This window comes from Alkaliphilus metalliredigens QYMF, assembly GCF_000016985.1.
In the GTDB taxonomy this organism is placed as follows: domain Bacteria; phylum Bacillota; class Clostridia; order Peptostreptococcales; family Natronincolaceae; genus Alkaliphilus_A; species Alkaliphilus_A metalliredigens.
Map to the genome: position 1 here is coordinate 220,777 of NC_009633.1, position 24,854 is coordinate 245,630.

At 34.9% G+C, this 24,854-nt stretch carries 22 protein-coding genes; all 22 read left to right on the plus strand.

The features are described 5' to 3' along the window. The first annotated feature begins 12 nt into the window (after window positions 1-12). A complete protein-coding gene (locus AMET_RS01010) occupies window positions 13-588 on the plus strand; it encodes a TetR/AcrR family transcriptional regulator (RefSeq protein ID WP_198135377.1) in 576 nt (191 codons plus the stop codon). A gap of 151 nt (window positions 589-739) precedes the next feature. After that, entirely contained in the window at window positions 740-3,004 is a 2,265-nt protein-coding gene (locus AMET_RS01015) for a CotH kinase family protein (RefSeq protein ID WP_011971336.1), read from the plus strand. A 106-nt stretch (window positions 3,005-3,110) separates the two neighbouring features. Beyond that, window positions 3,111-5,030, plus strand: a complete 1,920-nt coding sequence (locus AMET_RS01020; protein ID WP_011971337.1) for an S-layer homology domain-containing protein — start codon at window positions 3,111-3,113, stop codon at window positions 5,028-5,030. Between the two features lie 246 nt (window positions 5,031-5,276). Continuing rightward, entirely contained in the window at window positions 5,277-6,473 is a 1,197-nt protein-coding gene (locus AMET_RS01025) for a GumC family protein (RefSeq protein WP_011971338.1), read from the plus strand. A gap of 94 nt (window positions 6,474-6,567) precedes the next feature. Next, window positions 6,568-9,525: an O-antigen ligase family protein gene (locus tag AMET_RS01030; RefSeq protein ID WP_041720197.1), complete on the plus strand. Its 2,958-nt coding sequence runs from the start codon at window positions 6,568-6,570 to the stop codon at window positions 9,523-9,525. 129 nt (window positions 9,526-9,654) lie between these two features. Continuing rightward, window positions 9,655-10,173 carry a winged helix-turn-helix transcriptional regulator gene (locus AMET_RS24025; protein ID WP_083760784.1) on the plus strand — a complete coding sequence of 173 codons (519 nt, stop codon included), beginning with the start codon at window positions 9,655-9,657 and terminating at the stop codon, window positions 10,171-10,173. Window positions 10,174-10,198: 25 nt separating this feature from the next. Beyond that, the gene (locus AMET_RS01040) at window positions 10,199-10,600 is read left to right on the plus strand and encodes a nucleotidyltransferase substrate binding protein (protein ID WP_011971341.1); all 402 of its coding nucleotides are present in this window, start codon (window positions 10,199-10,201) and stop codon (window positions 10,598-10,600) included. Window positions 10,601-10,725: 125 nt separating this feature from the next. After that, a complete protein-coding gene (locus tag AMET_RS26400) occupies window positions 10,726-10,920 on the plus strand; it encodes a hypothetical protein (protein WP_242661365.1) in 195 nt (64 codons plus the stop codon). A gap of 15 nt (window positions 10,921-10,935) precedes the next feature. Next, window positions 10,936-11,040 carry a DUF1016 N-terminal domain-containing protein gene (locus tag AMET_RS27145; RefSeq protein WP_083760785.1) on the plus strand — a complete coding sequence of 35 codons (105 nt, stop codon included), beginning with the start codon at window positions 10,936-10,938 and terminating at the stop codon, window positions 11,038-11,040. Between the two features lie 18 nt (window positions 11,041-11,058). Then, window positions 11,059-11,397: a type II secretion system protein gene (locus AMET_RS26775; RefSeq protein ID WP_011971342.1), complete on the plus strand. Its 339-nt coding sequence runs from the start codon at window positions 11,059-11,061 to the stop codon at window positions 11,395-11,397. Between the two features lie 213 nt (window positions 11,398-11,610). After that, window positions 11,611-12,345, plus strand: a complete 735-nt coding sequence (locus AMET_RS24035) for an SMODS-associated NUDIX domain-containing protein (protein WP_011971343.1) — start codon at window positions 11,611-11,613, stop codon at window positions 12,343-12,345. An 18-nt stretch (window positions 12,346-12,363) separates the two neighbouring features. Beyond that, entirely contained in the window at window positions 12,364-13,890 is a 1,527-nt protein-coding gene (locus tag AMET_RS01060) for a nucleotidyltransferase (protein ID WP_011971344.1), read from the plus strand. A 47-nt stretch (window positions 13,891-13,937) separates the two neighbouring features. Further along, window positions 13,938-14,561, plus strand: a complete 624-nt coding sequence (locus tag AMET_RS01065) for a sugar transferase (RefSeq protein WP_011971345.1) — start codon at window positions 13,938-13,940, stop codon at window positions 14,559-14,561. A gap of 45 nt (window positions 14,562-14,606) precedes the next feature. Next, a complete protein-coding gene (locus AMET_RS01070; RefSeq protein ID WP_207636409.1) occupies window positions 14,607-16,361 on the plus strand; it encodes a heparinase II/III family protein in 1,755 nt (584 codons plus the stop codon). Then, complete coding sequence (locus AMET_RS01075; RefSeq protein ID WP_011971347.1) at window positions 16,358-17,575, plus strand: glycosyltransferase family 4 protein; 1,218 nt, start codon at window positions 16,358-16,360, stop codon at window positions 17,573-17,575. Before AMET_RS01070 ends, AMET_RS01075 begins: the two co-directional genes overlap by 4 nt. 11 nt (window positions 17,576-17,586) lie before the next feature. Further along, window positions 17,587-18,447 carry an SDR family oxidoreductase gene (locus AMET_RS01080; RefSeq protein ID WP_011971348.1) on the plus strand — a complete coding sequence of 287 codons (861 nt, stop codon included), beginning with the start codon at window positions 17,587-17,589 and terminating at the stop codon, window positions 18,445-18,447. 64 nt (window positions 18,448-18,511) lie between these two features. Then, on the plus strand, window positions 18,512-19,648 hold the full coding sequence (locus tag AMET_RS01085; protein ID WP_011971349.1) for a glycosyltransferase: 1,137 nt from the start codon (window positions 18,512-18,514) through the stop codon (window positions 19,646-19,648). Window positions 19,649-19,659: 11 nt separating this feature from the next. Beyond that, entirely contained in the window at window positions 19,660-20,889 is a 1,230-nt protein-coding gene (locus tag AMET_RS01090) for a nucleotide sugar dehydrogenase (protein WP_011971350.1), read from the plus strand. 16 nt (window positions 20,890-20,905) lie between these two features. Then, a complete protein-coding gene (gene wecB, locus AMET_RS01095; RefSeq protein WP_011971351.1) occupies window positions 20,906-21,997 on the plus strand; it encodes a non-hydrolyzing UDP-N-acetylglucosamine 2-epimerase in 1,092 nt (363 codons plus the stop codon). Between the two features lie 139 nt (window positions 21,998-22,136). Beyond that, the gene (locus AMET_RS01100; RefSeq protein ID WP_011971352.1) at window positions 22,137-22,394 is read left to right on the plus strand and encodes a UDP-glucose/GDP-mannose dehydrogenase; all 258 of its coding nucleotides are present in this window, start codon (window positions 22,137-22,139) and stop codon (window positions 22,392-22,394) included. A 24-nt stretch (window positions 22,395-22,418) separates the two neighbouring features. Next, window positions 22,419-23,567, plus strand: a complete 1,149-nt coding sequence (locus tag AMET_RS01105) for a glycosyltransferase (protein WP_011971353.1) — start codon at window positions 22,419-22,421, stop codon at window positions 23,565-23,567. Beyond that, window positions 23,564-24,835: an O-antigen ligase family protein gene (locus AMET_RS01110; RefSeq protein ID WP_011971354.1), complete on the plus strand. Its 1,272-nt coding sequence runs from the start codon at window positions 23,564-23,566 to the stop codon at window positions 24,833-24,835. The genes AMET_RS01105 and AMET_RS01110 overlap by 4 nt, the downstream gene beginning before the upstream one ends. The last annotated feature ends 19 nt before the right edge of the window (window positions 24,836-24,854 follow it).

Here is a 24,854-nt window from a genome sequence, read left to right on the forward strand (position 1 = left end):
ATGGTGAGGGAAATGAAAGAGAAAAAAATTCTCATCCTTGAGTCTGCTCTCAGGGTATTCAGACAGTATGGATTTCATGAATCAAAAATCTCGATGATTGCTGAAGAAGCAGGGATTGGCAAAGGAACCGTGTATGAATACTTTGACAGTAAAAAGGAGATATATGAGGAGACTATCTTTTATACAGCGGATATCTACTTGCAAGAGGTTGAGAGAATTATCTTGGAAAATCATTCCATAAGGGAGAGACTTATAGCCATAGCAAAGCATCTTGGAAACTTTACGGAAAAGAATATGGGGACAGTAGAAAACCTCATAAGAAACTCTAATATATTATCCCAAGAGACTAAGGTGGGGCTACTTGAAATCAGAGAAAAATTGTATAATGCCCTTAGTAAGACTTTCTCTCAATGGGAAGATAAGCTGGAAATTAGAGATGATCTTAACTCCAAGATGATTACTATGATATTCCTTGGGATGATGAAAGAATTTTATGAGGATGCTTTGATTTTTAATAAAGAGGATCAAGGTGAAATAGAGATTGAAGACATGATAGATGTGTTGCTTGAAGGCATATCAAAAAAATAAAGAATGATAAAAGGCTACTGGAGTTTTTCAGTAGCTCTTATCATTGAATAAAAATCTGAACCCTATTGAACTTTTGCAATAAATCACCTATGATAGAACATAGACGAGAAAATTGTATAGAGTATAAGAAAAGCTAAAGGAGAAGATCAAGATGCAAGATAAAAAGCGTTTTTTTCTATTAGGGATTGGACTTGTGATATTAATCGTGACGATTCTAATACTGTTGCCAGGAGAGCAAGCAGATGAACTACTGGTGATTAATGAAGTCATGTCATCCAATGGATATACGGTTTCCGACGAAGAAGGAGACTATGCGGATTGGATTGAATTATATAATGGTGGGGAAGAACCTATCAATCTAAGGGGGTATTTTTTATCTGATGATAATACAACAGTAACGAAGTGGCAATTCCCTGGAGTCACTATTGAACCTAAAGCGCATTTAGTTGTTTGGGCATCGGGGAAGGATATGGCAACTGAAGCGGGACAAGTACATACAAACTTTAGTATTAGTTCTCAAGGAGAGCCTATTTTTTTAACCCGTCCCGATGGACGAACCATAGTAGATGCCATTGAAGTCATGGCTATTCCAAGAGATGTATCCTATGGCAGAGAGACGGATGGAGACAGCCAGTGGGTATTCTTTGACATCCCTACCCCTGGGAGATCAAATAATCAAGTGGCAGGTCATGAAGAATTGCTTAGGGGGCCAACCTTTTCTCATGTAGGAGGTTTTTATACAGATGAGATTACATTAGCCTTAACCACCGATGAATCTAGTAAAATCTATTATACACTAGATGGATCGGAACCCGATGAAAATGCTTTGGTTTACCAAGGGACTATTACCATTACACCACAAATGCTTGAGGATCATTTTCCTATGCAGGATATCCAACAAGGAGACGCTCCTAAAGCGCCATTATCCTTCATTAATACCACAGCAGAAGACCTGTCGGAAGAATGGGGATATGACCGATATAGATGGGTAGCACCACAAGGAGAACAAATGATGGGGGCGGTTGTTCGAGCTAGAGCCTATGGAGAAGAGGGACAAGCCAGCAGAATCATAACCCATAGTTATTTTGTAGATGAAAATATATATGAACGCTTTGATCTGCCGGTTATTTCAATTTCCACCGATTCAAAGGGGCTATTCAGTTATGAAGAAGGTATTTACATTCCAGGTAAAGTTTTTTATGAGTGGCGAAATCAAAACCCTACAGAGCGTGTCATTGGGAATACCCCGGCTAATTATAATGCAAGAACAATTGAAGCAGAACGAACAGCTCATATTGAGTTTTTTGAGCCCAATGGGGTATTAGGATTCTCTCAAGGAGCAGGTCTCAGAATTCATGGTGGATTCACAAGGGCTTGGGCTCAGAAAAGTCTTCGGTTATATGCTCGAAGGGACTATGATCAAGACAATAGCTTTCGTTATGAGGTATTCCCAGGGGCAACAAAGGCAGTGAATCATGAGCCATTAAATGAATTTAGAAGACTGATACTAAGAAACTCAGGAAATGACTGGAGCGTCACCATGTTTCGAGATGCATTCATCCAAGAACTGGTAAAGGACTTTAACATTGACACCCAGGCCCATAGACCTGCTATAGTCTTTATTAATGGCGAATACTGGGGGATTCATAATATCCGTGAACGATATGACGCCAATTATTTAGAGACGAACTATGATGTCAATCCAGAGGACGTGGTACTGATTAATACAAGTGGACCTGTTGTGGAAGAAGGGTTCCCAGAGGATTACGAGCATTTTGAAAATATGCTACGTTTTTTAGAGGAAAATGACATTAAAGAACAGTCTAATTATGAATATATTAAAACACTAATGGATGTTGAGAATTTTATAGATTATCAAATTGCAGGAATCTATATTGCCAATACAGATTGGTTAGCTAATAATGTTCGGCTTTGGCGCCTAAGGACTGAAGAATATCAACCAGGTGCCCCCTATGGCCATGATGGCAGGTGGAGGTGGATGCTCTATGACGTAGACTTTGGATTTGCTTTTGATAACCAAGAAATGGTTCAGCACAACACCCTCCAATGGGCAACAACTGACCAAGGAGAGGATCGAAATGCACCTCAGTATACTTTTTTGCTTCGCACATTGTTGCAGAACGAAGAATTTAGAAACGAGTTTATTAACCGTTTTGAGGACCACTTAAAGACAACATTTCAAGAGGAATATGTGATTAATCTAATCAATGAAATGCAAAGTGGTATTGAGAAGGAAATGGGTTACAACATTCAAAGATGGCCAAACTTCGGTTCTATATCAGTTTGGAATGACAATGTAGAGGTGATGAGAGAATTTGGAAGGAAAAGGCCAGCTTACATGTATGAGCATCTGATGAGACAGTTTGACTTACAGGAAGAGGTACATGTCAATTAAAAATAAAAATTTTATGAAGAAAAAAAGGATTTTATGCCAAGATATAGAATTATATGTAGTAGAGGTGCAAGAACACTGAGAGAAGAAAAAGGGGGAGTAAAAAGAAATGAAAAAGAATCGAAAGCTAATCATGATCATACTAACAGTAGTAATGGTTCTTGCCACAGCATCGGCTGCCTACGCTAGTAGTATAGCCTTTGACGATATCAATGAGGTGCCTTGGGCAAAGGAACATATTCAGCGAATGGTAGATAAGAACATCATCAGTGGATATGTAGACGATAGTACGTTGAAATTGGTATTTAAACCAGCAAATCCTGTTACCAGGCTAGAGTCAATGCAGTTAATTTATAAGACATTACAGGAAACGGGACAATTAGAGTCTAGTAGTAATTATGCATCAAAATATAACAGCATTTTAGAAAACAATAATATTCCATGGGGACAGCCAGCTGTAGCCTATGCGTTGGAATATGAAATTATTGATGAAGATGATCTAGCTCAATTCATGTCAAATGGAAAACAAGTCAATGCAACAAGAGAACAAATTGCCATGTATTTTGGTCGAGCTATGGCCAGTTCTGGTGATTTGAGACAATCACCAAATCTAAGCTTTTTAGACAGCGAAATGATCAATAAAGACGTTGTAACCTATGTGGATTTCTTGGTGAGAGAATCAATTATCTCAGGAGATAATAATAATCGATTCAACCCTAAAAGTACCATTACTAGGGCTGAAATGGCAGCCATTTGCTCTAAAGCATATGATGTACTAGAAAGTGAACCGGATATTATCATTGATATTTCTAACCCAAACAATAACAATGATAAAGAAGAACCAGCAGCGAACAGTAAAACAATCACAAGAACCATTGAGCAAGTGAATGCAACAGACTATATTTTGTTTGCATACAACGATAAAGACCAACTAGAGCTGTACCAAGTAGAGCGAAATGCAGTCATTGAAATTCGTGGAGAAAGAGAAGATCTAAGAGATCTGAGAAAAGGGAATGAGGCGGAATTAACCTTTGAAAATGATAAACTTGTAAAAATCGAGGTGAATCCTCAGCGTGATCGAGTCGATGGGGAAATTAGAAATATTACTCATTTTGACGATGAAGAATATGCCCTAATCGTTATAGAAGATCCTTATAGATCTAGTACTCGAAGAACTCTTAGAGTAGATAGATCAACACAGGTAATTATTTTTGATGATGAATCTTCCTATGATCGATTAGAGGTGGGAGATGAAGTTGTTGTATACTATGAAGATAATAATGCTATCAAAGTAGAGGTTTATGAGGACGATAGACAAATCGTAGGGATTTTGGACTCAAATATATCCTTTAACAGATATCCTTTTACGATGGAGGTTAGAAGTTTTAATAACCAGTTAATAACCTATGAAATTGATCATGATGCCACTGTCCAAATCGATAATCGGCGAAGACAGGTGGAAGATTTAAAAAGAGGAGATATCGTAACACTTAGAATGAAGGATGGAAAGGTCACTTCCATAGATGCCAGCACAACGAGTACTGGACGATCTAACAACGAAGAGGGAAGGATCGTATCCCTTACAGCTGGTAGACCTAATAACTTAATAATTTTGACAGAGGATAATGAGGAAATTCAGTATGAATTAGCGGACAATGTAGTCATCTATTTAGATGACTCTAGAGCAGATTTTTATGACCTAAGAACAAATTATGAAGTAGAACTAGAAATTGAGGGAGGACTCGTTACCGAAATTGAGGCAACAAAACGAGGACAGAACAATGCAATTGAAGGAGAAATCACTCGATTCTACGATAGTATTGACCGAATGATCGTAAGACATAGAGTACAATCAACAGGAAGATATGAAGAAACATCTGTTTATGTCACTGGAGATACTGTGATCATTGATGAAGATGGGGAACGGATTGAAATGAGACATCTGGATAGAGGAGATGAAGTCTTTGTCAATGGTTCCTATGAAGATGATATCTTTGTTGCCAATCGAATCATTGTGTTGAATGACTAAAGGATAAACCATAAACCATAAACCATAAATCATAAATCATAAAAGTCCTAGGGTTTCAGTTTAACCTTAGGGCTTTATTCGTTAAAGAATTTTAATGAAAAGATGTATAGAACTATCGAGGATCGGTCTCCTATATATTAGTAATTACAATTTGTTGACATCTATTGAATTGTTATATCAATTATTATAGAATAAAGTAGAAAAAGAAAATTTAGATAAAAGAGAGATTTGGGGGAAAAGAAAATTATGGAAGAAATCAGCCTGCGGGAACTTATAGAAACTTTATTAAAACAAAAAAAACTAATTATTGGGATCACCATGATCGCCGTCCTAACAACCGGATTATTTAGCTTTTTTATGTTAGAGCCAGTTTATGAAACAAGAATGGTATTAATGGCGTCGAACTTTACAGAAAGACTACAGCCAAATCAGCTATCCGGAAACGGTGTGGAAGGAATGCTGGAATCTCTTTCGCAATATCCAGCAATGACATTAGATACATATCGTCAACAGGTGACAGCACCGCGGGTTATGCGTGCTACCATCGAAGAGTTAGGCTTAGAAGAGGACTATGACGTGGAGCGATTGGCTAGAGCCATCAGTCTAGAAACCTTACAAAATACAAACCTAATTACCATTAAAATGCAGCATGGGGATCCGGAAAAAGCAGCCCTGATCGTAAACACAGTAGGAGAAAAGTTTGTAGAGTTTGTCTCAGAAAAGGCCCAAGAGCATGCGTCTCAATCTTCCCAATATGTGGTGAGTCAAATGGAAGTTGAGGAGGCGCAGTTGGATGACGCCCTGGTAGAGCTAAGAGAGTTTTTATCTCAGCCTAGAGGAGTGTCAGAGCTACAAATGGAGCTAGATGCGCGCCTGTCACAAGCCACTAGCTTTAAAACACAGCTGACAGATCTAGAAATAAGAGAACCGGCCCTGCAATCTGCCATACAAGTAGCCCAGGCAGAGGGGAATACAAATAGCCAAATTATGATCAATGATAATGCAGGCTCGCAACAGATCACATTGGAAAGTACAGAAACCCTACTAAAAATAGAATTGGCTGAAGTCCAATCTAATATCCAAAGTTTTAGGACACAAATTACTGAGATTCAAGATGAAATAGAAGAACTCCAGGTAGAACTTCAAGATAAAAAACACCAAGAGCGTTTAATCAATCAAAGAGTTAACATTGCTGAAAATAACTATGATGCCTTTGTGAAAAAATACGAAGAGCTTCGTGTAGCAGAGTCCTCTCAGATAGGAGATGCAAGTATTACGGTGATTTCTAGAGCCTTTCCAACCACTACACCTATTGGACCTAGAAAAACCCTAAATGTAGCCATCGCTGGCGTATTAGGTGTGATGATAGGCGTATTTGCTGCCTTCTTCATTGAGTATTGGAAAACATCTGGGAAAGAACAAGAAGCACTTGAAATAAAATAAAAAATATAGATAGTATAAAACAAGAACTAGACTACGCATCTAAACAAAAAGTGTAAACAGTCTAGGCAAATGGGACGGGAATGGAGTGTTGAAAGTGCTCACAAAAGGGACTAAGGGTAAGACAAAAGCAGGAGTAACAAAACAATCAAAAAGACAAAGTGTATTGCTTTTTATATTATTAGGAGTATTGGTGTTTTATCCACCGTTTTTTAGAGGACTCTTCTTTGAAAGAGAGAGACTATTAACTCATGCTCTTTCCTTTGGATTGTTTATGACGTACTTGATGGATCAGATTATCAAGGGAGAGAAAATTGACGTCAATAGTCCCTTTGACTATATAGGGGGACTATTGATATTTGCGTATGTGTTGCCTGTTGTTTTTTTCCAATGGGCTAATTTGCGAGAGGCTGTTGGCATGATACTATGGCAGGTGAACCTATTTGTGGTTTACTTTATGGTGAAGGAGTATGCCCAAGAGGAAAAGTATCGAAGATGGATTTTAGACATCGTATTATTAAGTGGAGTGATAACGGCCATCGTTGGGATATTAGGTGCAGTGGGTATTGTGAATTTGGCAGATGTGGTATTGGGAAATCGGATCGCCTCTACATTTCAATATCCTAACACCTTGGCAGCCTTGATGATGGCTTTGTTTTTCATTGTGACAGGCCTACAAAGTCAAGAAGAGAATTCTTGGAAGAAGTATTTCTATGCTACCAGTGGTTTTTTAATGATCTTCACCTTTATTTTCACCTACTCCAGGGCTGCTTGGATGATGCTTCCTATTTTTGCGCTACTCTATATAGCCTTTGCTCCTGGTAAAAGCAGAACCGATGGCATATTTTATATGATAGCAGTAGCTGTCCCCAACATACTAATTCTACAGCCCTTTACCAGCTCTCTAAGCGCAGAAGAAGCGAACTTAGGGGGAATCATCATTGTAGCAGTAGGAATGCTGGTTTTCGCAGTTCTTTACATGGGACTAGAAATAGTAAAAAGAAAGCTAACAGAGAAGCACCAACGTTTAATCTATGTCTTACTAGCTGTGATATTTGTGGCTGCCGGAGGCTTCGTTTACGTAGCTTTAAACATAACAGAACCCTTAACCTTCGATAACACAACTGTTTCAGAGAATAGGACCAATCAAATTCAAAGAACAATACAGCAGGTGGATCCACTAAGCCAGTATGAGTTACAGCTCCAGGTTGAATCAACCAGTATAGATGAAAGCCAATGGCCATGGAGAGTACAAATCTATGGTGTAGATGAAGCGGGACAACGACAGTTATTAGAACAACGAATCGGGGAGATAAATGAATCAGGAGAAGTAAGGATTCCCTTTGATACATTGGAGAGAACAACTGACGTAGTTCTTTATCTTAGAAATCAACACCCCGAGACAAAGGTAACATTTGAACAAGTAAGTCTTTATGACAACCAAGACAACTTAATAAAAGATGTGAAGCTAAGCTATAAGTACTTACCAGAAACATTGGTATCCAGGTTTAACGCCATTGATTTATCTGAAGGTAGTTCAACAACGCGATTTGCATATTATAGAGATAGTCTATCCATTTTCAAAGAGCATCCACTCATTGGAGCTGGGGGGGGGGCTTGGAGTGGGATCTATACAAAATACCAATCAGAGCCATACCACAGTACTGAGGCCCATAACTACTATTCGCAAACATTGGTAGAGACGGGCATGGTTGGTATAACATTGATCACTGGGCTAATTGTACTCATTGCCACCTTAGGATATTACGCCATGAAAGGAAAAAATATCGTCCAATACAGTATTGTGATGGGAATTATTGCCTTACTTGGTCACAGTGCCATAGACTTTAATTTTTCCTATTTATCCATTGCCTTAATTCTATGGGTACTCATTGGACTCTTGGATGTAACGCCACTTAAACAGCTAAAGGGACTAAAATCTTTAAAAGAAAGAGAGTTTAAGGTAGGGGGGCAGTTAAGTGCCCTAGTCATCACACTACCACTGCTACTGGTAACACTTTCATTCTACAGTGCCCACCAAGCCAGTGGACAAGGGATCTATGCCATGGAGACCGGAGACCATCAGCGAGGCTTTCAATTATTAGAAAGCGCAGTGACTCGAGATCCTTTCAACGAGAATCTTCGCCTAGACTACGCCCAGGTACTAAGGGGTATTGTCACGGAAGACGGCCAAGCAAACTTCATGAAAGAAGCAGAGGAGCAGCTATTGAATGCTGAAAAGTATGCTCCTTACAAGCCAGAGGTACTACAACGGTTAGCTGGCTATTACCTATCAACTGGAAACTTCGCCCAAGCAGAGGTTTATGTGGAAAAACTAGTACAAATAGCACCTTTGCGGGAGTCAAGCTATGAGGTGAAGGCTAACATTTATAGTGCTATAGGAGATTATTATTTAAGTGAATCACAAGATGAACTTGCACTGCAGATGTATGAAAAAGTGTTGGAAGTGATAGAGGATCTGAGGAGAACAAATCAAGAGCTAGATAAACCATTCTCATTAACCTCAGAAATGATGAGCCAAGTATTTAATGCAAGGTATATCGTTGAAAATATTGATAGCGAAGAAAAATTAGCAAACCTAGACAACATTATTTTTAGTGCTTATTTAGATATTCATGTCTCTGAGGAAAATACACTACCCCAAGGATGGTGGACCTGGAATCGAGAGGGTGGAGAAGTAAAGGTAAAAGTAACCGAAGAAGGTGCTAATGTAACGAATGTCGGTACAGATCTTGGGATATTATTATCACCTAGATTAGAGTTAAATCCATCCAAAACCTATGGCGTAGATGTGCAAATAAGTAGTGATGTAAAAGATGATGATATACAAATAGTCGTTCATAGCCGAAGTGGAACTGCTACTCAGTTTAGTCAAAGATCATTAGGAGAACCGATGGAGGGTAATCTCTATCGATTTACATTTGAAACAACTGATGATATTGAGCCAGGAGGACAGGATATTAGATTCTATCACTATGGCGATAGTGAACAAAGCTTTACAGTAAATCAGGTGATGATTTACGAAATAGAGTAAGTAATATGACAATTTCATTACAAATTCATTGAAAGTGAAGTTGTTTGTTGACGAATGTTGTAAGAAATAATATACTGTATTTAAAGCGTTCAATCATTGAACGCTTTAAATATATAAAGATAAGGTGTTATGATGGACAAAGAATATATGGTATTAGAAGAGATAAAAGAAAATCAGCATATTTCCCAAAGACAACTGGCTCATAGTACAGGACTGTCACTAGGCAGTGTCAATATACTACTAAAAAAAATGGTAAAAGAAGGACTAATCAAGGTAGAAAGTATCCCTGCCAATCGAGTGGCATATATGGTGACCCCTAAAGGAATAGTGGAGAAGGCCAATAAAACCTATAATTATATTCGACAGCATTATAAAGTGATTGAGGAAACGAAGAAAAAAGTGAAAGAGCTACTATTACAGTTAATGGAAGAATGCAAGACAGTTTATATACAATTACAAGAGGATGAAATCAGTCAACTGGTGAGAGTGGCTGTTGAGGAATTAGGTGTGTCAGAAAAAGTATTACTGGTTGGCAAGGAAGAACAGGATATTCAACCAGGGGCTATATTAATTACTGTAAACTTAACAAATGATGAGTTTGATGAGACACGTTATGAGAAAGTGATTAATTTGGTGGAGTGGTTGTAAGAAAAAAATAGAAAGGGGTATTTAGATGGATCATTTGAAAAATGTTAGATGGAAGCAAAGATTTATCAATTTTGAAAAATCCTATAATTTATTAAATCAATATATTAACCAACCGATTGAAACAGAACTCGAAAGAGCAGGCATTATACAGTTCTTTGAAATCTCTTTTGAACTTTCTTGGAAGTTGATGAAGGATTACCTTGAATCCCAAGAGCTTAGTGTGAAAAGTCCAAGAGAAACGATCAAACAGGCTTTTCAAATAGGACTAATTGATGATGGACATATTTGGATTGATGCCCTTTCAGATAGAAATTTAACGGTTCATACCTATGATGAAAAATTGGCGAGGAAAATGGTTGATGATATTGCAAAGGTGTATTTTCCAGAGCTCAAAAAGTTATATCATAAGTTAGTTAAGGAGCTATAGAAATGTATGGATTGTTAGATAGAGACTTAAAACTTATATTAGAAGCTGTTGGTAAGTATCAAGAAATTGAAGAAGTTATCCTATTTGGTAGCAGAGCCATGGGAAATTTTTAAAAGGGTTCTGATGTGGATTTAGCCATAGTAGGAAAGAATATCAGTAGAAATATACTAAGAAGAATAAGTGATGACTTAAATGAAGAATATCCATTGCCATATTTTTTTGATGTAATCTGTTATCATGAGATTACAAATGAAGAGCTTAAAAAACACATTGACAGCGTGGGAAAGTCGATTTATAAAAGAGTGTATACCTCTCTATAAAGGAAATATTATCGATTGTTAATTAGGGTAGAAAATGAAGACGTTAGAAAATTTTATATAGAAGAATGCATCGAAGGTAATTGGAGTACTCGTCAATTGGAGAGACAAATTAATGATTAATCTTTAAGGGTGAATACAATGGATAAAAAATCTAATGGGTTTACTTTGGTGGAATTAATTGTTGTCATAGCAATACTAGGAATAATCGTAGCAATAGCTGTCCCAAGATTAACTGGATATATAAGAATAGCAGAGGAAAGAGTTTGTGCTGCTAATCGTAAAACCGTAGAAAAGATGTACAGCGCTTTTCTGCTTGAAAATGATCATGAGGATAGTATATTTAGTCAATTTCTTATTGAAAATTTTGATGAGGTATGTCCAACTGGTGGTGTGCTTAGATATGAATATGAAAAAGTTAAGTGTAGTGTGCATGAAGATGGAAATGAAGAACCTGGGGATGAAGTGCCTTGGTTGTGATTGGGTGCTTGGTTCGACGTGAGAATGGTGAAAGGATTAACAGGGTTATAAGGTAGCAATATAAATGGGTTCAGTGAAATTTTAAAATGTACTAATGTTACAGAATGATTGCAGGTGTAAGCATCCAATCATAATGGAGAAATTAGGAAAATCAGAGGTGCTCAGATAAGTACCTATACAATATATAGACTAAGATAAGGAAGGAGTTCTGTTATGAATGAAAATATAATTGCATTTATTTTATCAGTATTAGCAGGACTTGTATCAGGCTGGTTGGTTTGGATTTTTAGATATGTTATAGGGAATAGAAAACACTTATTGATTACTATAAAGGCTATGCGCCTATGGAATACAGAAATTCGAGTAAGTATTTCATATTTGTTTCGAATAAGAGTGAGTGGAAAGTACATGTTGGTAAAAGGAAATAGAATCGATCAATATCAGCCGGTTGGCGGTGTCTTTAAAATGTTACCTAGCTTTAAAGACATAAAACATAACTATGAAATAACAGATGATGACCGATTACCAATAGACGAAACCAGCAAGGACGACTTAAGAATCAGGGTTCAAGGAAAACATTTAGTGAAATTATTAAGCTGGTTTTATACCAGAAAAAATCGAGAAGTTGGAGTACATAGAGAATTCTATGAAGAGATGATAAAGACTGGAATATTAGAAATTGATTCTTTGAGAAGTTTTACTCCTGAGTACTGTAAAACTGTTAACACCAATATTCACTATTCAAAACACTTTAAATGTAAAGAAATTTTGATTTATGAAATTTATGAGCTTGATTTAACCGAGCAAGAGGAAAAACGAATTGTTGAATATGTTCGAGACAATTCAAACAAAGCAATTCTAGCAAGTCAAGATGATATCTGCAAGGAGTGCATAGATTTGGACGGTTCATCAAAAAAAATAGGTGAACACGCTAAGCATATTTTGTAAGCAAAGGATGTAATATAAATGCTTCTATTTTCTGAAATAGACGATTATTACGAACAACTTTATAAAGAACTCGATATCCCTGAGAGTTACTATGAAAAAGCCAACACCAGTTATTCTTCTTTTAGTAACTGGTTAGGTCGGGATGATTCAACCTTAAGAGAGCATCAGCCTCAAATTTTTTTACAAGGTTCCTTTAAATTGGGGACAGTAATAAAACCGATTGGCGAAAATGATAGCTATGACATAGATATGGTTTGCAAATTTAATAATCTATCAAAACAAGAGATTAGTCAGAAGGAATTGAAGACGTTATTGGGTCAAGAAGTAACTACCTATGCTAAAAGCAAAGGCATGATTAATGAACCTAAGAATGGAAAGAGATGCTGGACACTAAATTATCATGATGAAGCAAAATTCCACATGGATATTTTACCTTGTGTAGATGACTCGAAGAAGTTCATTGACCAGCTAGAAATATTTAAATATGCAGAAACTACAAGCTATAAAGAAAGAGCAATAGCAATAACGGATAAAAGGTCAGAAGCTTATAATATGATCTCAAATGACTGGGAAATAAGTAATCCTCAAGGCTACTATTTATGGTTTCAGGAGCAATCAAACTTTATTGAAAAGCGAGCAATGTTGGCTGAAAAGTTTCAGATGAAAGCAGAAGAGCTTAAAGAATATAAAGTTAAAACTCCACTACAAAAGACGATTCAGATACTCAAGCGTCATAGAGATATTATGTTTAAAGATAATCCAGAGAAAAAACCTTCTTCGATTATCATCTCAACCCTTGCTGCAAAAGCATATAGAGGTGGAGATAATATCCGAGATGTATTGAAGTATGTTGTTGATAATATGAATGGATATATTCAAGAAATTAATGGCGAGTATCGTATTTTGAATCCGGTTAATCCACTTGAAAATTTTGCTGACAAATGGAATGGAGACCAATCACTTAAGAATCATTTTGATACTTGGCTAAAAGAAGCTAAGAAGAGTTTAACGCCATACAACGAATCAATTGATATTTATGGTGATGATTTTCAAAAGAAGATATCAGAGCAATTAGGAATATCTGAGGCTAAATCAAAAGATTTAGTTAAGGCTGATAAAGTTATGACAAGAGTTGAGGCTATTCCTCACAGACAGAAGCCAAATTGGAATGTCTATAGTTGGGTTGATATTTATATCAAAGCAACAAAGACTAAAAGTGGTTTTAGCTTTCCAAAACAGTTTAATAGTGGTGATTTTCTTACTAAAAACGTTGATTTAAAATTTGAAGCTAAAGCTGAAAATATAAAACAATATGAAGTTCATTGGCAAGTTACCAATACAGGCACAGAGGCAAAAAGTAGTAATTGCTTGAGAGGGGACTTTTATGATGGTCAGATTGTTGAAGGGAAAAGAATTAGAAAAGAATCAACCTCTTATGTTGGAACACACATTATTGAATGTTATTTAGTTAAAAATGGAGTTTGTCATGGAAAGAGCAAACCGTTCATCGTAAATATAAGAGATGGGTTTAGCATGGAATGGTAACAACCTATAAAATATTTTGAAATCAGTCATAGCAGGAGGAACTAACCATGGTTTACTTAAAAATCAAAAGATTAATAGATATCATACTTTCATCACTAGGACTTATCATATTATCTCCTGTTTTTTTAGTACTTATTTTAGCAATCAAGGTTGACTCCCCTGGACCTGTTCTCTTTAAACAGAAGAGAGTGGGGATCCATAAGAGTCATTTTAATATATTGAAGTTTAGAACCATGAGAATTGACACGCCAAAGGACACCCCAACACATCTTTTAGATAATCCGGATCAGTGGATTACTAAGGTGGGTAAGTTCCTACGCAGAACATCTCTGGACGAGCTACCACAAATCATCAACATTTTTAAAGGTGAAATGAGTATTATTGGTCCTAGGCCTGCGCTTTGGAATCAGTATGATCTGATTGAAGAAAGAGATAAGTACGGTGCGAATGACGTTCCTGTTGGCCTCACGGGCTGGGCGCAGATTAATGGTAGAGATGAACTTGAGATTGATGTTAAGGCGAAACTTGATGGAGAATACGCTGAGAAGATTGGTTTCATGATGGATGTCAGATGCTTCTTTGGGACGGTGATAAGCGTACTGAGGACTGATGGAGTTGTTGAAGGTGGGACTGGGACGAAAAAAGCTGATAAAGAGTCAGTTAGACAATAATGATTAGATGAGGTGCTTTGAATGGACAATAAATTAATCCTTTTTATGAATACAATAAAGTATCTCAAACCTTCTCAAGGCGTCTACAGATTAACAAATAGATTGAAAAGAGAACTTTATAAACGCAAGATCTTAGTAATCAACACACCTAGTGAAATCAAAGCAATAAAGAAAGCGAAATTTTTAATTCCAAGTTTGGATTTTGATAGTGAATATTTAAATAGATTCGATATAGAAGGAATCCTGAATAATGAATTTGACTTTATAAATATCAGCCACAAAGTATCTTTAGATAGTGCATGGAATGATAAGTCTCTTCAGCATCTTTGGAGGTACAACCTTCATTATTTTGAGTATTTGTACAAACTGGGATTTCAATATCTCAATGGCGATAAGAACCCCAAGTATTATGAGAAATATAAAGAGCTAATAATTAATTGGATTGTCAATAATCCATGCCCATATGGTGATGGTTGGCATCCATATACGATTTCATTAAGAATCACTAATTGGATTACAACATATGAACTATTCATAGATGAAATTAATAATGATATTGACTTTAGAGATCAGATAGCTAAATCTCTTTATACTCAATATAGTTACTTACAGAAGAATCTAGAGAAAGATGTTCTAGGCAATCATTATTTTGAAAACATTAAAGCCTTAATAATAGGGAGTATTTTTTTTGGAAAAGAACAAGTTAAGTCTAAATTTACTAAAGAGCTGCTTAAACAACTGGAAGAACAGATATTAGAAGATGGAATGCATTTTGAATTAACTCCTATGTATCATAAGATTATTCTAGAAGATTTGATAAAAATAACTGTGCGGCTAAAGAATGAATCTGTATATGCAAAGTTAAGTGAGTACATTAAAAAAATGATAGATGTAATGTATAGCTTTGAAGAAGGATTCGGCAAAACACCTGCATTTAATGATAGTACAGATGGGATTAGCAAAAATTATGATTGCTTATTAGAAACTTGCAAACAAGAGTTTGACCTAACCCCTAAGTATATAGATTCATTTAAGGATAGTGGATATTACATTCTTAGAAATGATCAATATAAATTGATACTTGATTGTGGTGAAATATGCCCTTCATATTTGCCAGCTCATGGACATTGTGACGCTTTAAGTTATGAGCTATCAATGGATGGGATACCAATACTAGTTAATTCAGGGACCTACCAATATGAAGGTGGAGAGTGGAGAAATCACTTTAGAAAAACTAAAGCTCATAACACAGTAATGATTGGTAATAGAGAGCAGTCACAATTTTGGGGGAGTTTTAGAGTTGCAAATAGGATTAGCGATGTAATAAGACGTCGCTTTAATTATAAAGGACTAAGTTTTATCAGTGGTGCCTATAAGACATACTTTGGAGCAAAACACACCAGGTATATTGGTGAGATAGATGAGAATGTCCTATTGGTACTGGATAAAGTAGAAGCAAAAGCTAGTGAAGAAGTGAGAAGTTATGTTCACCTAAATCCTAATGTAAAAGTATCTCTTAGTGAAACTGTAAAAATTAAGAAAGATAGTATGAATATAAATATCATCCATGTCTCTGCTAAAGATGTATCTATATCAAAAGGTTGGTATTCTAGTGCTTTTAATTTGAAAGAAGAAAATGAGCACATTGTTTTCACGAAGAGTGACGACTTAGATTTCTTTGGATATTTAATTTGTCTTAAGGATATTAAGTGTAATGCAGAAATATCTAATGATGTGCTTACGATTAGAACAGATAAAGAGTTTATTATAAATTTAAACAAGTTGGGAGAAAAAATATGAAGATAGTAGTGATATGTCATTATTTCCCTCCAGAAATAGGTGCACCATCTGCTCGATTATATGAGATGTCAAAACGATGGGTTGAATTAGGTAATGAAGTTCACGTTGTAACATGCTTTCCTAATCATCCGACTGGGATTATTCCTGATGAATATAAAGGTATGAAATATAAGTTAGAAAATATGGATGGAATTCATGTGCATAGAAATTATGTATATGCTACTCCAAATAAAGGGTTTATAAAAAAAACATTGGGCCATATTTCGTTTATGTTTTCATCTGTGTTTTATTCTATGAAGAAGATTGATAAACCAGATATAATTATAACAAGTTCGCCAACTTTCTTCTCGATTTTTTCAGGCTATTGGTATAGCTTAAGAAAGAAAGCCGATTTTGTTCTAGAGATAAGAGATTTATGGCCAGCAGCGATGATAGAGTTAGGTGTAATGAAAGAAGGTTTTATAACGAGAGTGCTCGAGAAAATGGAATTATTCTTTTATAGAAAAAGCAAGAAGCTAATTATGGTTACTCAATCATTTAAAGATAATGTGGTTAACCGTGGTATTAGTGGAGACAAAGTACATGTTATTACCAATGGCGTTAATCAAGATCTTTTTTATCCGAAAGAAAAGAATCAAGAGTTAATTAATAAACATAACTTAGAAGATAAGTTTGTGGTTTCATATGTGGGAGCACATGGGATCTCTCAAAACTTAAGTACGATATTAGAAGTCGCAAAAAAACTTAGAATATATAAAAATATTGAATTTGTGTTTGTTGGTGAGGGTGCTGAAAAGGATAAACTTAAACAAATTCTTAGAGAAGAAGAATTGAAAAATGTTCAGTTTATTGATGCACAACCAAAGGAACTAATTCCAGAGTTTTATAATTTATCAGATTTATGCCTAATACCTTTAAAGAATATTGAATTATTTAAGACTTTTATTCCTTCAAAAATGTTTGAAATTATGGCTTGTGGAGTACCTATTGTAGCAAGCTTAGAAGGAGAAGCTGCGCAAATACTCCAGGATTCTAAAGCGGCAGTTGTTGTAAAACCAGACAATTCGGATGAAATAGCAGCAGCAATAGAAGAACTAATAAATGACAAAGAAAAATATAATCAAATGAAAGCCAGTGGGCCTGAATTTGTTGAGAAAAACTATTTAAGGAATAAGCTTGCTGAAAGGTACTTAGAAATTATAAATAATGCGTAGAGGGTGGGAAGATGATCTTATTAACTGGAGCTACAGGTTTTCTTGGTGGATTTGTACTAGAAGAGATGGTGAAGCGAGGACATAAAGTTACATGTTTTGTTAGAGAAACAAGTAATCTAGAGAAAATAAAAGAGCTGAATGTTCCTTACATATTTGGTAAATTAGATGATTACGAGTCAATATGTAATGCATTAAAAGATAAAGAAACTTTAATAAATATAGCATCTCTTGGATTTGGACATGCTCCCCATATCGTTAATGCGTGTCAGGAAATGAATATCAATAGAGCAATTTTCATCAGTACTACAGGGATTTTCACAAAATTGAATCCAGATAGCAAAGGCATACGACTTGAAGCGGAAAGGCTAATTAAAGAAAGCAATTTAGACTATACAATAATTAGGCCTACCATGATTTATGGAACTCCGAAAGACAGAAATATGTGGAGATTAGTTCAATATCTTAAGAAGTTTTCTGTATTGCCAATATTGGGAAATGGAACATATTTGCAGCAACCTGTTTATGTTAAAGATCTTGCTTGGGCTGTAGTAAGTGCATATGAAACTGATAAGAGTATAAAGAAGGCTTACAATATTTCAGGATTAAAAGCACTTACTTACAACGAAGTAGTGGACGTTATGGGGAGGGTACTCGGTAAGAAGATATTAAAAATTCATGTTCCGATGAAGTTAAGTTATAGTCTGTTGAAGATATATGAAAATATATCGAGCAAGCCCAAGCTCAAAGCTGAGCAAGTTCTAAGATTAAATGAAAATAAAGCTTTTTCACATGACGAGGCAACTAAGGACTTTGGGTATAAGCCCATTAGTTTTGAAAAAGGTATTGAATTACAGGTAAAAGAAGTAAATTGAATTAAGAAAGCTAGTATAGCAAGATAAAAAATAGAAATATAATAGCTAAATTGGATGTGAGTATATGAATAATATTAAAAAAATTTTTTTAGTTGTTTTTCCCCATACACCTAATCCTAGGATGATTAAAAGAGTAAAGGCTTTACTTATAAATTATGATGTTCATGTAATTTATTGGGATAGAAATTTAGGAAATAAAAAAATAAATGAGTTGCCTAAGGAATCTAAAGTTACTGTCATTAAGAGAAAGGCAAACGAAGGAAGTCCCATAAAAAGATTAGGAGCAACTATAAGTGTAATAAGAGAAATTATTGCAATCGCAAAAAGGGTAGAACCGGATGTTCTCTATTTATCTAAAACAGATATTCTTTTTGCGGCTGTATTATATAAAAAGATTACAAAAACAAATGTAAGATTAGTTTATGAGGTTAGTGATTTACATACATTAATGGTTGATCAGCAGAAGAAAACTTATAAGAAATTGATATCCAAGCTTATTAAAAAAACTGAAAAATCATTATGTAAATCAATAGAATTGCTAATAGTAACTTCAGAATTTTTTTACAATCAGTTTTATCAAGATTTTATTTCTAAAGATAAAGTTGTTTTTATGCCTAATACACCTGATCCACTTGTGTTTGATGGTTTTCACAGGAAAACAAATGAAAAATTCACTGTTGGATTTATAGGAGCCATTCGATATGCTGAACAGTTGGAAATGCTAATTGATGCATCTATTGAAGCAAATATTAATGTGCTTATTGCTGGTGCAGGAAAAGACTATCTTAGAATCAAAGAATATGCTAAAAATTATGAGAATGTAGAGGTTTATGGTGAGTATAAATATAACGAAGAAATAAAAAAATTATATGAGCATGTTGATTGTATTTACTCTGTTTATGATGCAGAATTAAAAAATGTTCAGATAGCTCTACCGAATAGGTTGTATGAGGCTGCATTTACTTCTACACCTATTATCGCATCAAAAAATACTTATTTAGGGGATATAGTAGAAAAATATGATATAGGAAAAACGATACTTTTTAATTCTAAAACAGAATTAATAAAAGTTTTATCATTGCTCAAAGAGGATCTTAATTATTTAAAAAGCATAGAAGAAAAATCACAATTATTTAGGAATGATTGGGATTTGAATAAGCATAACAAAAATTTAATAAAAGCTATCGGAAAAATTATTTAGGGGGATTATAGATGACATCTAAAATTAATGTAATAGGACTTGGATATATAGGTTTGCCAACAGCTTTAATGTTTGCTAAGAGTGGAGTTGAAGTAGTTGGAACGGATTTAAACGAAAAATTAATAGACTCACTTGCAAAAGGGAAGTTGACTTTTGAGGAAGAAGGCTTAGAAGAACTTTTTAACGATGCTATAGAAAAAGGTATTAAGTTTACGACCGAATATCAAAAAACTGATACTTATATTATAGCTGTCCCTACACCTTATATAAATTCAAGTAAGAAACTAGATCCTAAATATGTGATTTCAGCAGTTAATACAGTTCTTGATGTATGTGAAAAAGGAGCGGTTTTAATTATTGAGTCTACAATATCACCAGGATCTATAGATAAATATGTTAGACCTGAGATAGCTAAAAGAGGTTTTGAACTTGGAAAGGACGTTCATTTAGTACATGCTCCTGAAAGAATTATACCTGGAAACATGATTTATGAGCTTGAATATAATTCGAGAACTGTTGGTGCTGATGATCTTATTATAGGTGAGAAAGTAAAAGAAATATATTCGAGTTTTTGCAAATCGGAGATTGTAGTTACTGATATTAGATCAGCAGAAATGTCAAAAGTAGTAGAAAACACTTATAGAGATGTTAATATAGCTTTTGCTAATGAACTAGCTAAGATTTGTAGAACAGATAAGATGGATGTTTATGAGATTATACGTATAGCTAATAAGCACCCAAGGGTTAATATTCTTCAGCCAGGGCCAGGGGTAGGTGGTCACTGTATTTCAGTAGATCCGTGGTTTTTAGTAGGAGATTATCCAGATCTAACCAATTTGATTCTTACAGCTAGAAAAATTAATGATTCTATGCCTACCCATGTATTAGGAAGAATAAGAGATATCATGAGAGAGCACAAAATTACTGATATCTCAAAAATCGGTATTTATGGACTTGCTTATAAAGAAAATGTTGATGATACTAGAGAAAGCCCTACACTTCAGCTTCTCGAAAGAATGGACGAGCATTTAGCTTTTGGAGTTAAAGTGTATGATCCTTTCATTAAAGAGAGAATCGTTGATCATCAGTTCATGAACTTCGAAGATTTCTTAAATGAGATAAAGATTCTGGTAATTATTACAGCTCATGATCATATAAAAAATAATTTAGATTTAGTTAAAGATAAATTTATACTTGATACTAAGAATATTTGTGATTTTGATGGGGTTTATAAATTATAAGTTAGGATGAGTAGACATGAAAAAAATAATGGTGGTTTTTGGGACAAGACCTGAAGCAATAAAGATGTGTCCCCTAGTTAAAGAACTAAAGACAAGAGAAAAACTGAATACAGTTGTTTGTGTAACAGGACAACATAGAGAAATGCTAGATCAGGTTTTAAATGCATTTGATGTGGTCCCAGACTATGATCTTTCTATTATGAAAGCGAAGCAGACACTATTTGACGTCACAGTTAACATTCTAGAAAAAATGAAAGCTGTTCTCGAAGAAGTCAGACCTGATGTAGTGTTGGTACATGGAGATACATCTACTACATTTGTAACTGCGCTAGCCTGCTTTTATCTGCAGATTCCTGTGGGACATGTAGAAGCGGGACTGAGAACTTACAACATCTACTCTCCATATCCAGAGGAGTTTAATAGACAAGCAGTTGGCATTGTATCAAATTTCAACTTTGCACCAACTGAAATGTCAAAAGAGAATCTTCTTAAAGAAGGGAAGGATCTTGAAACTATTCATGTGACTGGTAATACAGCAATCGATGCCCTTAAAACTACGGTTCGAGGTGATTATAGTCATGAGCACTTGAGATGGGCTGCAGATAGTAGGTTAATCATGATAACAGCTCACAGAAGAGAGAACCTTGGCGAACCTATGAGAAATATGTTTAGAGCGATCAAACGTATCATCGATGAAACAGCCGACATAAAAGCGATCTATCCAATTCATATGAATCCTATTGTAAGAAAGGCGGCACAGGAAATTCTTGGAGATACGGATAGAATAAGAATAATTGAGCCACTTGAAGTATTAGATTTTCATAACTTCTTATCTCGTTCTCATCTGATTTTAACAGACAGCGGTGGGATTCAAGAAGAAGCTCCGAGTTTGGGGAAGCCAGTTCTTGTTATGCGTGATACGACTGAAAGGCCAGAAGGAATAGCTGCTGGAACACTCAAGTTAGTAGGAACGGATGAAGAGGTTATCTACAAGACGTTCAAGCAATTACTTGAAAATCAAAACGAATATGACAAAATGAGTCAAGCGAGTAATCCTTATGGAGATGGATTTGCAAGTAAGAGGATAGCAGATATATTGTGTAGATAAATCTTCAGTATGGATGTAAGATAGTTAATTCAACACAATGTATAGATTCCCTTGAATAGAAAGCAATAAAAATTAGGATGTGATTTGAAATGTCAAAAACGTAGTTATATGAAAGAATAATAAATAGACAAGAAAGATTTTGGTTATTGGCTTAGGTTATGTAGGCATGCCTTTAGTAGTAGCATTTGCTAAGAAGATTGATGTAATAAGTTTTGACCTAAATAAAAAGAAGATAGAATTATATAAGGCTGGAATTGATCCAACAAATGAAGTTGGAGACGAAGGTATTAAACAAACTTCAGTAGAGTTTACAGCGAATGAAGCTAGATTAAAAGAAGCAAAGTTTCACATTTGGAATATAATTGCTGAAAGTTATAATGCACTCTATAAAAGTTGAAATGTCAAGAGACGAGGTGTTTTAATGTATATTTTAATAATTGCTAGAGGGTACCCAACAGATAAATATAAAATGAATGGAATTTTTGAGTTTGACCAAGCTAAAGCCTTAGTCCAAGCGGGGCATAAGGTTATTTATGCTGCCATTGATGTTAGGTCTATTAGAAGATGGCGAAAATGGGGGGGTGAAAGTTTCGAACAAGATGGAGTTCAAGTAGAGGCTATTAATATACCTGGTGGTAGGATTCCCAAAACAATCTTAAGGCAAATACAAATGCAAGGGCTTAAAAATTTATATAAAAGAATTGAATCAAAATATGGCAAGCCTGACATAATTCACGCACATTTTTTAGGTTATGGCAATATTTCTACCGAAGTTTTAGCAAAGCAGAACATTCCTATTGCACTAACAGAACATTTATCAGCAATGAATAATAAAGCTTTAGAGCCTAGTCTCATTACATTAGGCACTGAAACCTACCCAAATGTTGACAAGCTTATAACCGTAAGCGAGGCTCTTGCAAATAATATTGAAGAAAAATTTGAAGTTAAAGCCACAGTAATTCCCAATATGGTTGATACAGAAAGCTTTAACTACATCAACAGAAGAAAAGAAAATGACGATTATGTGTTTGTATCAACGGGAGGCTTAATACCTAGAAAAAGTATGGACGTGCTAATTGATTCTTTTAATATAGCTTTTAAAGATAAGAAAAAAGTTAAGCTATATATTTTTGGTGAAGGGGCAGAGCGGTCTAAACTTGAACAAATGATTGCTGAATACAAACTAACTGAGCAAATTTTTTTGATGGGTTTAAGGGATAGAAAAGAAATTGCAAAAAGAATGCATGAAAGTGATTGCTTTGTTTTAGTATCAAAACTGGAAACCTTTGGTGTGGCATATATAGAGGCTTTAGCAGCAGGGTTACCAGTTATAGCAACAAACTGCGGTGGCCCGGAAGAATTTGTCCATAAAGATAATGGCATTTTGATTGAAGTAGATGATGCCGAAGCTCTAACCAATTCTATGTTAAAAATGTATAACGAAAGCAATAAGTTTGATAGAGAAAAAATTTCAAAAGAAATGGTTGATAAATTTTCTCCTGAAGCAATTGCTAAGCGACTAACGGAGACATATAGGAATGTTTTAAAAGACAGAAAGGTACAACTATGAAAAAATCAGTGCTTTTAATTGTTGCGTCTTCATTGATGGCAGCAGACTTTATATCAATAAGCCTTGGCTTTATGGAATTATCTTTATTCCGTATAAGCTTAATGTTGTTAGCTATTCTAACAATCTTTAATTATCTAAAATCAAATAAAAAATTTGCACTAAATAACCTAAGCATTCAATCAAAAATAATTAGGTTCTACCTCTTGTGGCTATTTTATGCAATTCTCAGTTTAGGATGGGTTAAAGATTATGATTATTGGATAAGAGCTGTTTTCTACATCACGGTTGGTTTTCTTTGTATATGGACTTTTTCTGTTTACTTAAAAGAAAAAAAAGATTTTTCAAAAGTGTTTCTTGTGTTTTTTATAATGCTAGTAATACATAACCTAATTGGTTTAAACGAAGTTTCAACAGGCGTGTATAGATTTGCAGATATGACCAGAATAGATAGGCATGGCCAGTTTGGTTATAATGCCGTTGCAAGGACACCTGTATCAATGTTTGGTAATACAAATGATTTTGCCACAGTAATAACATTAGGCATTTTTATAACTTATATTGTTTTTGTAAATACAAATTCAAAAATATTAAAAAGCATAAGCATCTTTAATCTAATATCATCAATTTATTTATTAGTGAGAACAGATTCCAGGGCAAATATGTTAGGCCTGGCTATTGGGATACTGGTATTTACTTATTTAAATTTTTATAGGAAGCTCACTGTAAAGACTATACTTTTAATGTTCGGCGTTCCGCTATTAATATTTAACCCCTTCGTTTTAAATCAAATACTAACATTTGTTTCAGATAGACTTAATTTCAACTTTGCTGGAACAGGCTCAGATGGTATTAGAGTTGGATTAATAAAGAATGGGTTGTTATTTCTAAAAGAAACGATAGGTTTCGGCGTGGGCGCAGGGAATATAGACTTTTGGATGGAGAATTATAAAGTGTATTATACAGGTACAATTCGAAACATGCATAATTGGTGGATGGAAATTTTAGTGGGTTATGGTGTATTTATATTTATGGGTTATATATGGACGTATTTAAAAATGTTTAAGATATTTTACAAGGCGTACATAAAATCAGATGATAAATTTATCAGAACAACTTCTCTAGGGCTTATATCACTAATGTCAGCTTTTATAGTTAGTGCAATATCATCAAGCTCTAATGTAGGAAGCTCCTGGATGTGGATGATTTGGGGCGTTGTGATAGCTTTTGTGGGGTATGTAGAGAATAAAAGAAAGCAAATATCGTATTAAAGTAATATTGAGAGGGTGA

Bases quoted from the DNA above. Each gene is read 5' to 3' on its own strand.
- AMET_RS01105 (WP_011971353.1), top strand. From the start codon at position 22,419: ATGTATATTTTAATAATTGCTAGAGGGTACCCAACAGATAAATATAAA.
- AMET_RS01065 (WP_011971345.1), top strand. From the start codon at position 13,938: ATGGTTTACTTAAAAATCAAAAGATTAATAGATATCATACTTTCATCA.
- AMET_RS01040 (WP_011971341.1), top strand. From the start codon at position 10,199: ATGGATCATTTGAAAAATGTTAGATGGAAGCAAAGATTTATCAATTTT.
- AMET_RS01070 (WP_207636409.1), top strand. From the start codon at position 14,607: ATGAATACAATAAAGTATCTCAAACCTTCTCAAGGCGTCTACAGATTA.
- AMET_RS01085 (WP_011971349.1), top strand. From the start codon at position 18,512: ATGAATAATATTAAAAAAATTTTTTTAGTTGTTTTTCCCCATACACCT.
- AMET_RS26775 (WP_011971342.1), top strand. From the start codon at position 11,059: ATGGATAAAAAATCTAATGGGTTTACTTTGGTGGAATTAATTGTTGTC.
- AMET_RS01090 (WP_011971350.1), top strand. From the start codon at position 19,660: ATGACATCTAAAATTAATGTAATAGGACTTGGATATATAGGTTTGCCA.
- wecB (WP_011971351.1), top strand. From the start codon at position 20,906: ATGAAAAAAATAATGGTGGTTTTTGGGACAAGACCTGAAGCAATAAAG.
- AMET_RS01110 (WP_011971354.1), top strand. From the start codon at position 23,564: ATGAAAAAATCAGTGCTTTTAATTGTTGCGTCTTCATTGATGGCAGCA.
- AMET_RS01060 (WP_011971344.1), top strand. From the start codon at position 12,364: ATGCTTCTATTTTCTGAAATAGACGATTATTACGAACAACTTTATAAA.
- AMET_RS01025 (WP_011971338.1), top strand. From the start codon at position 5,277: ATGGAAGAAATCAGCCTGCGGGAACTTATAGAAACTTTATTAAAACAA.
- AMET_RS01010 (WP_198135377.1), top strand. From the start codon at position 13: ATGAAAGAGAAAAAAATTCTCATCCTTGAGTCTGCTCTCAGGGTATTC.
- AMET_RS01015 (WP_011971336.1), top strand. From the start codon at position 740: ATGCAAGATAAAAAGCGTTTTTTTCTATTAGGGATTGGACTTGTGATA.
- AMET_RS01020 (WP_011971337.1), top strand. From the start codon at position 3,111: ATGAAAAAGAATCGAAAGCTAATCATGATCATACTAACAGTAGTAATG.
- AMET_RS01080 (WP_011971348.1), top strand. From the start codon at position 17,587: ATGATCTTATTAACTGGAGCTACAGGTTTTCTTGGTGGATTTGTACTA.
- AMET_RS01075 (WP_011971347.1), top strand. From the start codon at position 16,358: ATGAAGATAGTAGTGATATGTCATTATTTCCCTCCAGAAATAGGTGCA.
- AMET_RS24025 (WP_083760784.1), top strand. From the start codon at position 9,655: ATGATGGACAAAGAATATATGGTATTAGAAGAGATAAAAGAAAATCAG.
- AMET_RS24035 (WP_011971343.1), top strand. From the start codon at position 11,611: ATGAATGAAAATATAATTGCATTTATTTTATCAGTATTAGCAGGACTT.